At 64.5% G+C, this 14,774-nt stretch carries 15 protein-coding genes and 1 pseudogene; 9 read left to right on the top strand and 7 right to left on the bottom strand.

All coding sequences use genetic code 11. The annotated features are described in order from the left end of the window. Positions 1-251 (bottom strand): annotated as a pseudogene (locus B5F88_RS16185) (DNA replication protein DnaD); the annotation flags it as partial. Between the two features lie 173 nt (positions 252-424). Here B5F88_RS16185 and B5F88_RS16180 point away from each other — a divergent pair. The 9 genes from B5F88_RS16180 to B5F88_RS16140 are packed head-to-tail and all read left to right on the top strand — an operon-like array spanning position 425 to position 10,707. After that, entirely contained in the window at positions 425-742 is a 318-nt protein-coding gene (locus tag B5F88_RS16180) for a cell division protein ZapA (protein WP_087348142.1), read from the top strand. Positions 743-777: 35 nt separating this feature from the next. Further along, complete coding sequence (locus tag B5F88_RS16175; RefSeq protein WP_087348140.1) at positions 778-2,856, top strand: U32 family peptidase; 2,079 nt, start codon at positions 778-780, stop codon at positions 2,854-2,856. A gap of 6 nt (positions 2,857-2,862) precedes the next feature. Further along, positions 2,863-3,312, top strand: coding sequence for a dUTP diphosphatase (gene dut / locus B5F88_RS16170; RefSeq protein WP_087348138.1), 450 nt, complete (start codon positions 2,863-2,865; stop codon positions 3,310-3,312). Positions 3,313-3,338: 26 nt separating this feature from the next. Continuing rightward, positions 3,339-3,932 (top strand): Maf family protein, encoded by a 594-nt coding sequence (locus B5F88_RS16165; protein ID WP_087348144.1) that lies wholly within the window; start codon positions 3,339-3,341, stop codon positions 3,930-3,932. 12 nt (positions 3,933-3,944) lie between these two features. Further along, a complete protein-coding gene (gene mreC, locus B5F88_RS16160; RefSeq protein ID WP_087348136.1) occupies positions 3,945-4,790 on the top strand; it encodes a rod shape-determining protein MreC in 846 nt (281 codons plus the stop codon). Between the two features lie 24 nt (positions 4,791-4,814). Next, the gene (locus B5F88_RS16155) at positions 4,815-5,186 is read left to right on the top strand and encodes a rod shape-determining protein MreD (protein ID WP_242959843.1); all 372 of its coding nucleotides are present in this window, start codon (positions 4,815-4,817) and stop codon (positions 5,184-5,186) included. Between the two features lie 14 nt (positions 5,187-5,200). Continuing rightward, entirely contained in the window at positions 5,201-6,655 is a 1,455-nt protein-coding gene (locus tag B5F88_RS16150; RefSeq protein ID WP_087348134.1) for a DUF6056 family protein, read from the top strand. 18 nt (positions 6,656-6,673) lie between these two features. Continuing rightward, positions 6,674-8,854 carry a penicillin-binding transpeptidase domain-containing protein gene (locus B5F88_RS16145; protein WP_087348132.1) on the top strand — a complete coding sequence of 727 codons (2,181 nt, stop codon included), beginning with the start codon at positions 6,674-6,676 and terminating at the stop codon, positions 8,852-8,854. 14 nt (positions 8,855-8,868) lie between these two features. Then, positions 8,869-10,707 carry a glycoside hydrolase family 13 protein gene (locus tag B5F88_RS16140; RefSeq protein WP_087348130.1) on the top strand — a complete coding sequence of 613 codons (1,839 nt, stop codon included), beginning with the start codon at positions 8,869-8,871 and terminating at the stop codon, positions 10,705-10,707. 44 nt (positions 10,708-10,751) lie between these two features. Here B5F88_RS16140 and B5F88_RS21845 read toward each other — a convergent pair whose 3' ends face one another. The 6 genes from B5F88_RS21845 to B5F88_RS16115 form a co-directional block, all read right to left on the bottom strand. Next, positions 10,752-10,883 carry a hypothetical protein gene (locus B5F88_RS21845; protein ID WP_275532951.1) on the bottom strand — a complete coding sequence of 44 codons (132 nt, stop codon included), beginning with the start codon at positions 10,881-10,883 and terminating at the stop codon, positions 10,752-10,754. Further along, entirely contained in the window at positions 10,877-12,031 is a 1,155-nt protein-coding gene (locus B5F88_RS16135; protein ID WP_162612219.1) for an S-layer homology domain-containing protein, read from the bottom strand. The genes B5F88_RS21845 and B5F88_RS16135 overlap by 7 nt, the downstream gene beginning before the upstream one ends. 101 nt (positions 12,032-12,132) lie before the next feature. Beyond that, positions 12,133-12,996 (bottom strand): DUF3298 and DUF4163 domain-containing protein, encoded by an 864-nt coding sequence (locus tag B5F88_RS16130; RefSeq protein WP_087348126.1) that lies wholly within the window; start codon positions 12,994-12,996, stop codon positions 12,133-12,135. After that, the gene (locus tag B5F88_RS16125) at positions 12,989-13,486 is read right to left on the bottom strand and encodes a sigma-70 family RNA polymerase sigma factor (RefSeq protein WP_087348124.1); all 498 of its coding nucleotides are present in this window, start codon (positions 13,484-13,486) and stop codon (positions 12,989-12,991) included. Before B5F88_RS16125 ends, B5F88_RS16130 begins: the two co-directional genes overlap by 8 nt. Positions 13,487-13,589: 103 nt before the next feature. Then, entirely contained in the window at positions 13,590-14,066 is a 477-nt protein-coding gene (locus B5F88_RS16120) for a DUF4358 domain-containing protein (RefSeq protein WP_087348122.1), read from the bottom strand. Continuing rightward, the coding region (locus B5F88_RS16115) for a GDSL-type esterase/lipase family protein (RefSeq protein WP_242959842.1) at positions 14,063-14,774 on the bottom strand (712 nt) is incomplete at its 5' end. The genes B5F88_RS16115 and B5F88_RS16120, both read right to left, overlap by 4 nt.

Raw genomic sequence — 14,774 nt, 5'->3', positions numbered from 1 at the left:
GGAGGCGGGGGCGCCTCCTCCGCGGCGGCGCCGTCGGACAGGCCCAGGGATTTGAGGGCGGCTACCGCCTCCCCCAGCCGCACGTCGTCCCACTTCAGGGCCTTCCGGGCAGCGGAGGGGGTCAGAACGCCCCCCTGGCTCAGCAGCCACAGGTAGAGCAGGGCCCCGTCCCCGCTGCCGGCGGCCACCAGACGGTCGGCCGCCTGGCGGTCCATGGCGATGATCTCCCCGGGCAGCAGCAGCTTTGCCACAGGCCTTCCCCCTTTCCGCACAATTCTCCCGCTATGATACCACAACCCCCGCCGGCAGTTCAATGCCCCCTGAGGGGCCCCGGCGGAAAATTCACGAAGAATTTATTTCTCTTATCTGGGGATCTGTGTTATAATAGCCTAAATCACTATGACTATGGTCAGGAGGGGTACCCATGAAAAACCGCGTCACCGTCACCATCGCCGACGAGGAATATACCCTGGTGGGCAGTGAGGAGCCCAGCTACACCAAAAAGGTGGCCGCCCACGTGGACGAGAAGGTGCGGGAGATCATGGAAGGCTCCGGGGTATCCCAGGTGCAGGGCGCCATCCTGGCGGCGGTCAACATTGCCGACGAGTATTTTAAAGAGGTGGAGACGGCGGAAAACCTCCGCCGGCAGCTGAAGGAGTACTTGGAGGAGGCCACCAAGATCAAAATGGAGCTGTCCGAGGCCAAACGGGAGATCTTCAAGCTGCAGAACAAGAAACAGTAAAAGGGGGCGTCAGCCCCCTTTTCAGGAGGGATATCATGCTGGAACTGCTCGCCCCCGCCGGGTCCATGGAGGCCGTGGCGGCGGCCGTACAGAACGGCGCGGACGCCGTCTATCTGGGATATGGGGACTTTAATGCCCGCCGCAACGCGAAAAATTTCTCTCAGGAGGAATTTGCGGCGGCGGTTTCTTATTGCCATGTGCGGGGGGCTAAGGTGTACCTGACCCTCAACACCCTGCTCACCGACCGGGAGCTGCCCCGGGCGGCGGAGTTCGCCGCCCAGGCCAGCGCCCTGGGGGCCGACGCGGTGCTGGTGCAGGACATGGGGGTGGTGCGCCTGCTGCGGCAGGTGGCCCCCGACCTGCCTGTTCACGCCTCCACCCAGATGACCCTCCACAACCTGGACGGGGTGAAGATGGCCGCCGAGCTGGGCATGACCCGGGCGGTGCTCTCCCGGGAGCTCTCCCGGGATCAGATCGAATATATCTGCCAGCGCTCCCCCATTGAGATCGAGGTGTTCGCCCACGGGGCCCTGTGCATGTGCTACTCCGGCCAATGCTTCCTGTCCTCCATTATCGGCGGGCGCAGCGGCAACCGGGGCCTGTGCGCCCAGCCCTGCCGCCTGAAATACGGCTGGGGGGACAAGGCCGACTCCAACCCCCTGTCCCTGAAAGACCTGTCCCTGGCGGGCCACCTGCGGGAGCTGCGGAAGATGGGAGTGGCCTGCGTCAAGCTGGAGGGCCGGATGAAGCGGCCGGAGTACGTGGCGGTGGTCACCGGCATCTATTCCAGAGCCATTAAGGAGAACCGGGAGCCCACGGCGGAGGAGCTGGAGCAGCTGCGGGCCGCCTTCTCCCGGCAGGGCTTCACCCAGGGCTACTATCTGGACCAGCAGGGGCCGGATATGTTCGGCGTGCGGGAGGAGGAGAAGGAGCCGAAGGAGCTCTTTGCCATGGCCCGCAACACCTACCAGAGCGGGGAGGCCCAGCGGGTGCCGGTGACCTTTTACGCCATGCTCCGGCCGGGGGAGCCCGCCCGCGTGGGGGTGGAGGATTCCCAGGGCCGGGTGGTGACGGTGGAGGGCCAGGTACCCGAGGCCGCCCGCACCCGGGCCCTGACGGCCGAGGCGGTGGAGACCCAGCTCTCCCGCACGGGCGGCACCCCCTACCGCTGCGTCAAGGTGCGCTCCCTGGTGGAGGAGGGGCTGTCCCTTCCCCTGGCCGCCCTCAACGCCCTGCGGCGGGAGGCCCTGGACGGTCTGACGAAGCAGCGGGAGCAGCTGCCCCAGCGCCGGCAAGGGGAATTCCACCCCGGCGCCCGGTATGAAAACCGCAAGGAGCCGCCGGCCCTCACCCTTTCGGTGCGCACGGCGGAGCAGGTGACAGGAGAGCTGCTGGCCCTGGGCCCGGCCATGGTGTACATCCCCCTGGAGGAGCTGGCCGCCCACCCGGAGAAGGCCCAGGCCCCGGCGGGGACGAAAATCGGCGTGACCCTGCCCCGGGTGGCCTGGGACCGGGAGATGGACCAGGTGACCGACCAGCTGCGGCTGGTAAAGGACCTGGGGATCACCGACGCCCTTATCGGCAACCTGGGCATGGCCCCCGTGGCTCAGAAGCTGGGCTTTACCCTCCGGGGAGATTTTGGCCTGGAGGTCTATAATTCCCAGGCGGTGAAAGAATATAAGAGGCTGGGCTTTTCCTCTCTCACCCTGTCCTTTGAGCTGAAATTCCCCCAGCTGCGGGATATCTCCAAGAGCCTGGACACCGAGCTTATCACCTACGGCCGCCTGCCCCTGATGCTCATGGAGAGCTGCATCATCAAAAACCGCACCGGTTCCTGCAACTGCCAGAACACCAACATCCTCACCGACCGGAAGGGCGCCCGGTTCCCGGTGGTGAAGGCCCCCGGCTGCCGCAACGAGCTGTTGAATTCCCAAAAGCTCTTTCTGGCGGACAAGGCCGCCGACTATAAGCGCATCGGCCTGTGGGCCCAGCGGCTGCTGTTCACCACCGAAAATCCCCGGGAGTGCGTCCAGGTGACCCAGCGGTATCTGGACCAGGGGAGCTGGAGCCCCAACGAGTACACCCGGGGCCTGTATTACCGGGACGTGGAGTAATCATCTATGACATTGAAACTCAAAGCGGTGTCCCCCAAGGTGGGGACCGACATCCCCTTCCCCAGCCGGGCCACGGCGGGCTCCGCCGGGCTGGATCTGCGGGCCTGCCTGGACGGGCCGGTGACCATCGCCCCCCGGCAGCTGGCGCGCATCCCCACCGGCGTGGCCATCGCCCTGCCGGGACCGGAGTACGCGGCCCTCATTTTCGCCCGGTCGGGGCTGGGGGTCAAGCACGGCATTTCCCTGTCCAACGGGGTGGGGGTCATTGACAGCGACTACCGGGGGGAGATTCAGGTGGGGCTCACCAACCTGTCCGACGCCCCCTATACCATCCAGCCCGGCGACCGGATCGCCCAGCTGGTGGTGACGCCGGTGGTTTTGCCGGCGGTGGAGATCGTGGAGGAGCTGGAGGACACCGGCCGGGGAACCGGCGGGTTTGGCTCCACCGGACGGTAGACGGCAAAGAAAGGATCAGCATGCACATGGATATCATTTTGGCCTCCCAGAGCCCCCGGCGGCGGGAGCTTCTGGAGCGCATGGGAGTGGGGGACTTCCGCATTGTCACCCCCGATATAGACGAGCAGATGGACCGGGACCTGCCTCCCGGAGAGCTGGTGGGCCGCATTTCGCTGGAAAAGGCCCTGGCGGTGCAGGCCCAGGAGGGGAAAGGCCCCATTATCATCGCCGCCGACACGGTGGTGGCCCTGGACGGGGCGGTGCTGGGCAAGCCGGCGGACGAGCTGGATGCCTTCAAGATGCTCTCCACCCTGTCCGGCTGCCGCCATCAGGTGTATACCGGCCTGACGGTGCTCCGGGGCGAGGAGCAGTACACCGTCAGCGAGGAGACCACCGTCACCTTCCGGGAGCTGAGCGCCGAGGAGATCGACCGCTATGTGGCCACCGGCGAGCCCATGGACAAGGCGGGTGCCTACGGCATCCAGGGCTACGGCGCCCTGCTGGTGGAGGGCATCCAGGGAGATTACTACAATGTGATGGGCCTGCCGGTTTGCCGGCTGGGCCTGCTGCTGCGCCGGCTGGGGGTGGACTGCCTGTCCCTGGCCGCCGGGCAGGGATAAGGGGATAGGACCGTGAAAGATTTTTTCCGGCGCAACGGAGGGCTGATCCTCATCGCGGCCATCCTGCTGGCTCTGGTGACGGCGGTGGTGTCCACCCTGCTGGGCGGGGTGGCCGATCCGCTCTCCAACGTGGTGCAGTTTCTCACCACCCCCGCCCGCAATGGCTTCAACGCGGTGATCAACTGGACGGAGGAGCGGTACAACGACGCCTTCGAGCGGGAGCAGCTCAAGCAGGAGAACGAAGAGCTCAAGCAGCGGGTGGCCGAGCTGGAGGAGAAGGAGCGGGAGTACGAGGCCGCCCTCCAGGAGAACGAGCGCCTGCGCAACGTATTGGAGCTGCGGCCCAAGGAGCGCAGCTTTGACGAGCTGGAGTCCGCCATGGTCACCGCCCGCTCCGCCTCCAACTGGGCCTCCACCCTCACCCTGAGCAAGGGCTCCGCCCAGGGGGTGGCGGTGGACGACTGTGTGGTGGACGAATACTGGAACCTGGTGGGCGTGGTGGCCGAGGTGGGGGAGAACTGGTGTACCGTGCGTACCCTCATCGACTCGGACACCGAAATGGGCGCTCTCATCTCCCGCACCGGCGGAGCGGCCATTTTGGAGGGCGATCTGGCCCTCATGGGGGAGGGCAAGCTGAAGCTCACCTTCCTGCCGGAGAACAGCCAGCTCATGTCGGGGGATCTGGTGACCACCTCCGGCCGGGGCGGAGTCTTTCCCTCCGGCATCGTGGCGGGCCATGTGGAGGAGGTGCGCACCGACGCCTCCGGCATCGGCCAGTACGCCGTCATCGTGCCCGAGACCGACCTGGATAATCTGAAACAGGTCTTTATCATCAAGGACTTCACCATCGTGGAATAACGGGAAAAGGAGGCAAATCCCCTCGTGACCACCCAGGATTTTCTCATCAAATGGGGCGTGTACGGCCTGGCGGTGGGCGTGCTGTGCGACGCGATGTATTTCGGCACCGACGGCGCCATGACCGTGGGCGTCTGCGTGGTGGGCATGGCCGCCGGGGCCCTGGCCCAGTACCTGCTGCGGCAGAACCTGCTGGGCTGCCTGCTGTGCTCCCTGCTGGCCCTGGCCGCTATGGACGGCGTGCGCATCCTGGCCCGGCTGTTCTGGGGCGACTGGGAGCTGGGCGCCATGCTCTCCCTGGCCGGGCGGGAGATCCTGCTGTCCCTGATTTTCGTGTTCCCGGTGTACGCCCTGTTTCTGTGGGTGTACCGCCGGGTGCCCAGGAAAACCGTTTTGTAGAAAGAGAGAGACCCATGGATACCATCCGCACACTCTGGCAGAAATACGGCCCCTGGCTGCTGCTGGCCCTGCTGGTTGTCAGCCTGATCCCCATTCTGGTTCTGGGCCGGTATGACTGGCCCTCCTCCGACGACTACTGCTACGCCTATCTGCCCCATGAGGCCCTGCTCCAGGGCGGGAGCTTCTGGGGGGAGGTGTGGCATACCATGTGGGGGTACTACAAGAGCTGGCAGGGCACCTTCATGGCCCTGGGGCTGATGGCGGTCACCCCCCTGACCTTTTCCGAGTACCTCTACTGGCTCACCCCGGTGGTGATGCTCTCCTCCCTGTGTATCGGCACCTTCAAGCTCACCGACACCCTGGCGCGCCGGGGGCTGGGAGGCACCTGGCGGCAGACGGTATTTGTGGCCGTCCCCCTGCTGCTGCTCTCCATCCAGTTTGTCTCCTCCCCCAAGGACAGCTTCTACTGGTGGAACGGGGCAGTCTACTACACCTTTACCTACGGCATCATGCTGCTGCTGGTGGAGCGCTTCGCCGCCCTGAAGCTGGCCCAGAGCCAGCGGCAGATTCTGTGGGCGGTGATTCCCGGTATTCTGGCGGGCATCCTGGTGGGAGGGAGCAACTATGTCTCCGCCCTGCTGGCCACCCTCATCGGCGGGCTGTTTCTGCTGTGGTTTCTGTGGAAGGAGCGGAGCAAGTTCCTCCCCGGTCTGGTGCTCTTCCTCTCGCTGGTGATCCCCTTCGCCATCAGCTTTCTGGCCCCCGGCAACCAGGTGCGGCAGGATACCACAACGGAACCGCTGGGGGCGGTGGGAGCGGTGATGATGTCCATTCTCCAGGCGGGGAAGGACTGCCTGAGCTGGCCCAACTGGGTGGACATATTTGCCCTGCTGCTGGTGCTGCCGGCGGTGTGGGGGCTGACAGGAAAGGTGAAATTCACCTTCCGTTTGCCGCTGCTCTTTTCCGTGTTTACCTTCCTGCTCTTTGCCGCACAGAACGCCCCCCACTACTACGCCCTGTCCCAGGCGGGCCCCGAGCGGCTGCGGAGCATCGTGTACTATGCCTTTTACTGGCTGGTGCTGGTCAACCTGTGGTACTGGCTGGGCTGGCTTCGCCGGGCGGTGCTGCCCCGGGTGAAGGAGCCCGAACAGTGGTTCCGCTGGGGGTGGCGGCTGACCCCGGTGGCGGTGCTCCTGCTGGCGGTGGGGCTGGGCTGGTGCTGGGGCTCTCTCACCAGCGTCCGGGCCTACGCCTCCCTGGCCGACGGCTCCGCCGCCGCCTACTACCAGGAGCAGACCGCCCGGATGGCCGACCTGCTGGACCCCAACGTGACCGACCCGGTGTTCGAGCCCATCCAGGCCCGGCCGCCCCTGCTGTACAACTCCGACATCACCGCCGATCCGGCGGACTGGCGGAACAACCTCATGCGCATGTTTTACCATAAGGACAGCGTTTCCCTGTCCCAGTGACCCCCAAGGAGGGAACCCATGGAAGGAAAACAGTTTCACATCCGTACTCTGGTGGTGGCCGGCATCCTGGCCCTGCTGCTGATCACCTTCGCCGGCGTGCTCTATCAGCTGCAGATCGTCAAGGGGGAGGACTACCGGGCCGCCTCCACAGTGAAGATCGCCAACGTGGAGACGGTGGAGGCCGCCCGGGGGGAGATCGTGGACCGGTACGGCCGTACCCTGGTGAGCAACCGGGCCACCTATGAGATCACCCTCAATACCTCCATCATGGGCAAGGAGGCTGAGCGCAACGCCATTTTGCTGGAGCTCATCCACATCTGCCAGGAGAACGACATTGTCTGGACGGACACCCTGCCCATCTCCAAGGACGCCCCCTTCACCTACACCAGCGACAGCCCTCTGGTCTATACCGACAGCGAGGGCGAGGTGCAGTTCAACTACCTGGGGGCTCTGCTGGCCGCCCTGCCTCTGGGGAAGGACATTCTGCCCAACCACTGGGAGCAGGAGGACCTGGACGCCGCCTCCTCGGTGGCCGACCTGGGGGAGGGCCTGACGGCGGAGGAGGTGATCGCCGGCCTGCGGCAGTACTTCCTGATTGACGAGTCCCTGTCCGACGCTGACGCCCGGGCCCTCATCGGGGTGCTCTACGAGGTGAATCTGCGCAGCCAGGACATCCGAAAGACCGCCTATGTGTTTGCCCAGGACGTCACCATCAACGCTATCTCCGCCATCAAGGAGCGCAGCCTCATCGGCGTGACGGTGAGCGCCACCACCGTGCGGCAGTACAGCACCACCAGCGCCGCCCATCTGCTGGGCCGGGTGGGCGTGATCCAGGCGGAGAACTGGGACAAGTACAAGGACAAGGGCTACAGCATGGACGACTCGGTGGGTATCGGCGGGGTGGAGGCCGCCTTTGAGGACTACCTGCGGGGAGAATCGGGTACCCTGATCCAGGAGCTGTCCACCAGCGGCAAGGTGGTCAGCGAGACCTGGAAGGTGGACACCGAAACCGGCGAGAGCCTGGCCCCCGAGCCGGGGGACAACGTGATGCTCACCCTGGACCTGCGGCTGCAGGAGAAGGTGGAGGAGGTGCTGGCCTCCACCATTGAGAACCTGAAGTCGGAGGATACCCAGGGCGGGGCGGTGGTGGTGCAGGACGTCAACGACGGCAGTATCCTGGCCATGGCGTCCTATCCCACCTTCGACCTGTCCACCGTCTACCAGAATACCGAGGCCTATAACGCTGCCCTCAACGATCCCCTGAAGCCCTTCAACAACCGGGCCACCAACGGCACCTATCCCCCCGGCTCCACCTTCAAGCCCCTGGTGGCCATCGCCGCCCTGCAGGAGGGGCTGGTCACGCCGGAGGAGAAGATCCTGGACACCGGGTATCTCCAGCTGCCGGAGGAGGACCACTATCCCTATGGCGACTGGCATCCCCAGTGCTGGTACTACCGCCAGTACCGGGGCACCCACGGCAGGGAGAATCTGGCCGACGCCCTGCGGGACTCCTGCAACATCTACTTCTTCACCATCGGCCACCGGCTGGGTATCGACCGGGTGGAGCAATACGCCTACGACTTCGGCCTGGGCCAGACCACCGGTCTGGAGCTGGGGGAGGCCAAGGGCTGGGTGGCCGGGCCGGAGACCAGCGAGGCTCTGGGTATGGAGTGGTACGGCGGCAACCTGCTCAACGCCGTCATCGGCCAGGACAACAACATGGTCACCCCCATTCAGCTCACCAATTACATCTCCACCCTGGTGAACGGGGGCAAGCACTATGCCACCCATCTGCTCAAGACCGTGAAATCCAGCGACTACTCCTCCACCGTTTACGAGTATGAGCCGAAGCTGCTCAATACCCTGGACCTGGATCCGGAGAACGTGGAGGCGGTCAAGCTGGGTATGTGGGAGGTGGCCAACGACCCCAAGAGCAGCTCCTCCGCCTACTTCAAGGACCTGCCGGTGGAGGTGGGAGCCAAGACCGGCTCCGCCCAGGTGGCCTCCAACGTGGAGGCCAACGCCCTGTTCGTCTGCTTCGCCCCCTATGACGATCCCCAGATCGCCATTTCCATGGTGGTGGAGCGGGGCGCCTCGGGCGGCAACCTGGCCCAGGCCACCGCGGAAATTGTCGATTATTATTTCAGCGCGGAGAATACCACCGAATCGGTGGGGACCGAAAATACGCTGCTCCGCTGAAGGGAGTGTTCCATTTGCTGGACGCGCAGACATTTGACAGCCGGGACGTCCGGTGCAAGCAGCCCTACGGGGCGGTGCCCGCCGGAACCCGGGTGAATCTGGCCCTGCGGCCCCTGCGTACCGGGGGCTTTTCCGAGGGCCTGCTAATCGCCTATTTTGAAAGCCGCAACGAGGAGCGGCTGGAAGTGCCCATGGAGTGGAAGGGCATGGACGGCGACCGGGATGTGTTTCAGGTGGTGCTGGACACCGGGGACTATGTGGGCCTGGTGTGGTACTCCTTCCGCCTCATGGGGCTGGACGGCCGCCAGGAGGAGCTGGGCCCCTATCAGCTCACCGTGTACGACGGCGCCGAGCGGGTGCCCGGCTGGTTTGGGGAGGGCATGACCTATCAGATCTTCCCCGACCGGTTCCGCCGCTCCCGGATTCCCGACCCCACAGGCATGGTGGGGGGGCGCACCGTCCATCAGGACTGGGAGGAGATGCCGGAGTACCGGCCCGACGCCAGGGGAGAGGTGCGCAACCGGGACTTCTTCGGCGGCGATTTCCGGGGCGTGATGGAGAAGCTGCCCTACCTCCAGGACCTGTGGGTGGAGACCATCTACTTCTGCCCGGTGTTCGAGGCCCCGGAGAATCACCGCTACGGCACCGGGGACTATGAGAAGATCGACCCCATGCTGGGTACCGAGGAGGATTTCCGGGCCCTGTGCGCCGCCGCCCACCGGCTGGGCATGAAGGTGATGCTGGACGGCGTATTTAATCACCAGGGTTTTGTCAGCCGCTACTTCAACGGCGACGGCTTCTATCCGGAGCCGGGGGCCTGCCAGTCCCAGGACAGCCCCTATTACAAGTGGTACAACTTCTCCCACTGGCCGGACAAATACGACTCCTGGTGGGGGATTTACTCCCTGCCCGCCGTCAACGAGTCCGAGCCCAGCTACCGGGACTATATCTTCGGCGGGGAGAACAGCATCGTCCGCCGCTGGCTGCGGGCGGGGGCGGACGCCTGGCGGCTGGATGTGGCCGACGAGCTGCCCGACGACTTTGTCCATGGCATCCACCAGGCCGCCCGGGAGACCGACCCCAACGCGGTGGTCATCGGCGAGGTGTGGGAGGACGGCTCCACCAAGATCGCTTACGGCGTCCGCCGCAAGCACATTCTGGGGGGCCACTGCGACGGACTGATGAACTATCCCTTCCGCAATTCTCTGCTGGGCTATCTGATGGGGGGGAAGGCGGAGGATTTCCGGGCCGCCATGGAGACCATCCGGGAGAACTATCCCCCCTTCGCCTGGCGCACCGCCATGAACTTCCTGGGCACCCACGACACGCCCCGGATCCTCACCCTGCTGGGCTGCGGCACCGACGGTCAGGACCACGACAAGGACTGGCGGGCGGCCTACCATATGACCGAGAGCCAGTACCTGCTGGGCCGCACCAAGCTGATGCTGGGGGCCCTGGTGCTCTTCGCCTTCCCCGGCTCCCCCACAGTGTATTACGGGGACGAGGCGGGCATGGAGGGGTTTGAGGACCCCTTCAACCGCCGCACCTACCCCTGGGGCAGCGAGGATCAGACCCTGCTGGACTGGTATACCTCCTTGGGCAAGGCCCGGAAGGAGCTGCCCGCCCTGCGGCGGGGGGACCTGTTCTGGGGTCAGACCCAGGGCCGGCTGCTCACCTTCCTCCGGCAGGGGGAGGGGGAGCCGGTGCTGGCCGCCGTCAACGTGGGGCTCAAGTCCGCGGCGGTGGAGGTGCCCTGGCCCGCCCGGGACTGGATGACCGGCAAGGAGCTGGCCCCCGGCCGGCGGCTGCTGCCTCCCCTCAGCGGCTGGCTGCTGGTGCCCCGGCAGAGCTGAACACGACAAAAAAGGAGACGGCGTAAGCCGTCTCCTTTTTGCGCTCAGAAATCGCCCGATACTATCATAACCGTCAGATAGGAGTCCTGCTCATAGATTGCCACGGAATCTCCCGTATCCGAATCCCGCCAGACGGTAGCGAAGCTGTCGGGCAGCTCCATCATACCTTTCAGCACATAGTCCGTCTGAGACATTCGGATGAACCAGGGGGCCAGGATCGTGTGATCCGCCTGGTTGGGCATTTCATAATAATATGCCACCCAGGAGCCGTCCTCGGCAGTTGCACCGCCCAAAAGCTCCAGTCCCACACAGGCGGCCAGATCGGGCACATCTCCGGTGAAATCGGGATAGCAACCGGAGACCCGGCAGGAGCTTTCACACTGGTCAGACTGATCCAGACGGTGTTTTCTCCCGCGATCTTATAGGAGACCACCAGATCGGGACAGTTCGGGTTATAATAGTAGATGGAGCTCATACCCGCCCACATATACACGGGGGTAAAGCCCTCCTCCACCAGAAGGGCCCAGTACAGCCTGTAGGTTTCCTCGGAGCTGGCATTGTCGGCGATGTACTGATAAAACACGGTGTTATATTGGGGCTGGCTTCCCTCCGTTATCTCGCCGGTATAGCCGATCATGTCGCCAAAGTCAGGTACCATGGGGTAGTCCGCATAATGTCCTACGCCGGTGGGGGCGGGAGGCAGAGCCGGCCCATCGTCTGCGCTAAGGTCGTAAAGGCGGGCCAGCAGCAGGATACCCTGCTCCACTGTGCAGGGATTCTGGGGAGACAGGGCGGAGCCGGAGCCCTCCATAATCCCGTTGGCCGCCATCCGGCCCATGGCCTCCGCGGCCCAGCTGGATACCTGGGCGGCATCGGTAAAGCCTTCCAGGCTGCCCGCCTTGGGCGCCAGGCTCAGGTTGCTGTTCTCCTCCAGGTAGTCGATGGCCCGGGCCATCATGGTGGCGATTTGCCCCCGGTTGGTGGTCTGCTCCGGGGCAAATTTCCCGCCGCCGATGCCGCCGATGATGCCCGCCTCACTGGCCTTCAGCACAGCAGGGGTCTCACAGTCGGTAAAGGTACCGGCAGGGGCGGCAGTCAGCTGTCTGCCCAGCATCACCTCCACCGTCTGTACCACCAGCTGGGCAAACTGCTCCCGGGTCAGCGTTTCCTGATAGGCCGGGTTGCCGGTAAGCTGGGGCACCAGCCCCGCCTGTACAGCCTGCTCCACCTCGTCCTTGGCCCAGTCGCTGGGCGCGCCCGCCACAGCCCCGGCCGGGATCCATAGCAGCCCCAGGCACAGCAGGACCGCAATCCATCTTCTCATCTTCCTCTTACTTTCCATGCGAATGGTTCGGGACACGAAATTCCCCCAATGCTGTCAGAATAGCATTGGGGGCATCGTTTGTCAAAAAAGGAAATAAGCTGTTATTTTGCCGCGCCGGGCAGGGGGATCTCAAACTCCTGCATACCCATATAGCCGGGAGCGATCTCGTACTTCTCAAAACCCACCACGGCGTTGCCCGCCTGGTTGAGGTAAAAGGTCTGGTCCTGGTCAATGGACGTAAAGCCGCCCTCGCCCGGCTCAAAGTACACATTGTCCGGGTCCTGGGACCGCTGGGCGATGCCCGCCCGTACCGCCTCGTTGGCCAGCTCCACATAGTCGGGGCCCAGCACGTCCCGCAGGGTCAGCTCCCTGCCGGCCTGCAGGTCGATGTTGTAGGCGTAGTACTCGCTGTAGGCGCTGGCCAGGGTCTCGGTCTTGGTGATGATGAAGGAGAGGTACTGGTTGGTCTGGCACTTGATCTCGTAGTCTACGCTGATGATGATGGGCATGAACTCGTCGGGATCGCCGCCGGTGGCCACAAAGGCGGCCTTGGTCTCCCTGGCCCGGTCCTCCGCCTCCTGAAGCACCTGGTCGATGCGGGTCTGAATCTCAGAGTTGATGCGCTGCTCCAGGTCGGAGTTGCCATCCAGGTCCAGCGCGGGCAGGCGCACGTCGATGAGGTGCTCCCGGTCCTCCACGGTGTACTCCTTCACGGTAAACACCCGGGCCAGGCTCCCCAGAACCGGCACGTCGGACACCGCCTGGGCGAAAGTGGGGCTGGCGTTGACCAGCAGCACAAAGCAGGCGCAGCTGGCCAGAGCGGCGGTCAGGCTCCGGTGGATGGCCCGGCGGCGGCTCCGCCGGCGGTTGCCCGAGCGCACCGCGCTGGCAACGGCGAAGTCCAGCTCCTCCGGAATGGGGGTCTGCTCATAGGCGGATCGGGCCTTACTCCAAGCTTCACTCATAGGAACACTCCTCTCCCGTCAGCTCCCGCAGCTTGCGCAGGCTTTTGTACAGCCGGGATTTGACGGTATTCAGATTGGTGCCGGTCACCTGGGCGATGTCCTCCAGCTTCATGTCCTGGAAGAAGCGCAGGCGGATGATGGCCTGCTCTCGGCTGTCCAGCCGGTCGATGGCGGCGTACAGGTCCAGCCGGGCCGCATGGTCCCCCTGAGGGGCGGCGGTCTCCGGCAGCCCCTCCTCCTCCAGAGAGACCAGACGGCGGTTGTGGCGGTAGTAGTTCATGCTCTCGTTGAGCAGGATCCGGTAGAACCAGGTTTTGAGAAACTCCGGCTTGCGCAGGGAGTCGGATTTGGACAGGGCCTTCACAATGCTCTCCTGCACCACGTCCAGGGCGGCGTCCCGATTTTTGACATAGCTGTACGCCAGGCGGTAAAAGTCCTCCTGGTGCGCCACAATATAGTCGGTAAGCTGCTGATGGGTGGTCTGCTCCAAGGCGGGGGCGCTCCTTCCTGGTTCTGTTTCTTAGACGGGGGAGAGAGGCAAAAAGTTTGCGCGGGGAAAAAATGGCGGGACCCGTCAGGGTCCCGCCGGGAAATTACTTGCTCAGACCGTCCAGGGTGGACTGGGCCTTGTCCGCGTCGGCGGCCACCACCAGCACCACCGTGTTGCCGGACTGGGTGAGGATGGCCTTGTCCAGCTTACTGACCTCGTCGGGCTGGTAGCTCTCCAGCGCCGCCTTCTGGTCGGCCACCCGGGTCTCCATACCGGCCATGGCGGCCTTGGCGGAGTCGGAGTCCTTCATGGTGAGCACCGCAATCTCCTCCGCCCCGGCGGACAGGGAGGTGTAGCAGGCGCAGTCCACAATGCTGTCGGCCTCCACCCCGTAGAGGATGGCAACGGTGTCCTTGTCGGTGGTCTCCAGGGTGTCGGTAAAGGCGCCGCTGTCCAGCAGGGCCTGGGCGGTGGCGGCGGGGTCGTAGCCAGCCCCGCTCTCCTCCTTGCCGCCGCAGGCGGTGAGGGTCAGGCAGAGAACCAGGACGGCGGGGATCAGTCGGGTCAGAATCTGTTTCATGATGTACTTACTCCTTCCGCGGCGGCCACCCCGGCCTGGTACACCTCCGCGTCCACGGTGTGCTCCATCAGGTAGGCCAGCCATTTCTGATACCATGCTTTTGTAAAGTGGACCCCGTCCACCGTGGCGTCGGCGGGCAGGATGCCGTTTTCATCGCTGAGGGCGGTGGCTACGTCCAGAAGGACTACATGCTCCTCCTGGGCCAGCTGGGGGAAGATGGCATTGTAGGCCGCCACCCGGTCGTTGTTTACATAATAGGCCTGCTTGTTGGCCTTGCACTTGTCCGGGTTCACCGGCACCAGGTTTTCCAGATAGATCACCGCGTCGGGCTGCAGCTCCCGCACCTTCTCCAGAAAGCTGGCAAAGGTATTGTGGAAGGCCTCGTCGTTGTAGTAGCCCAGCTCGTTGATACCAAGGGAGATGTAGATCTTCTTGTATTGCTTGCCCCGCTCCAGGGCCTCCACCACCGTGTATTTGCTGCCGTCCAGCTCAATGACCTGCTTGCTCTCCATCTCGAAGATGGTCAGGCCCTTGTAGCAGTAGAAGTCCGCCCCCGTGATGCCGCTGTACAGCCGCAGGCCGTCGGTGCGGGAGTCCCCGATGAAGAGCGCGTCGGAGAAGTAGTCCATCTCCACCGCCTCGGTGGCGGGAGCGGGCTGGGTGAAGTCAAAGGGCGCGGGGGTGGGCTCCGGCGTGGGCGTGGGTTCC

The sequence above is a fragment of the Flavonifractor sp. An306 genome, from assembly GCF_002159455.1.
Taxonomy (GTDB): Bacteria; Bacillota; Clostridia; order Oscillospirales; family Oscillospiraceae; genus Flavonifractor.
This window is presented reverse-complemented; position numbering and strand designations above follow the sequence as displayed.

Coding starts and splice junctions, on each gene's coding strand:
- B5F88_RS16150 (WP_087348134.1), top strand. CDS start 5,201: ATGGATACCATCCGCACACTCTGGCAGAAATACGGCCCCTGGCTGCTG.
- B5F88_RS16135 (WP_162612219.1), bottom strand. CDS start 12,031: ATGAGAAGATGGATTGCGGTCCTGCTGTGCCTGGGGCTGCTATGGATC.
- B5F88_RS16175 (WP_087348140.1), top strand. CDS start 778: ATGCTGGAACTGCTCGCCCCCGCCGGGTCCATGGAGGCCGTGGCGGCG.
- B5F88_RS16130 (WP_087348126.1), bottom strand. CDS start 12,996: ATGAGTGAAGCTTGGAGTAAGGCCCGATCCGCCTATGAGCAGACCCCC.
- B5F88_RS16165 (WP_087348144.1), top strand. CDS start 3,339: ATGGATATCATTTTGGCCTCCCAGAGCCCCCGGCGGCGGGAGCTTCTG.
- B5F88_RS16145 (WP_087348132.1), top strand. CDS start 6,674: ATGGAAGGAAAACAGTTTCACATCCGTACTCTGGTGGTGGCCGGCATC.
- B5F88_RS16180 (WP_087348142.1), top strand. CDS start 425: ATGAAAAACCGCGTCACCGTCACCATCGCCGACGAGGAATATACCCTG.
- dut (WP_087348138.1), top strand. CDS start 2,863: ATGACATTGAAACTCAAAGCGGTGTCCCCCAAGGTGGGGACCGACATC.
- B5F88_RS16120 (WP_087348122.1), bottom strand. CDS start 14,066: ATGAAACAGATTCTGACCCGACTGATCCCCGCCGTCCTGGTTCTCTGC.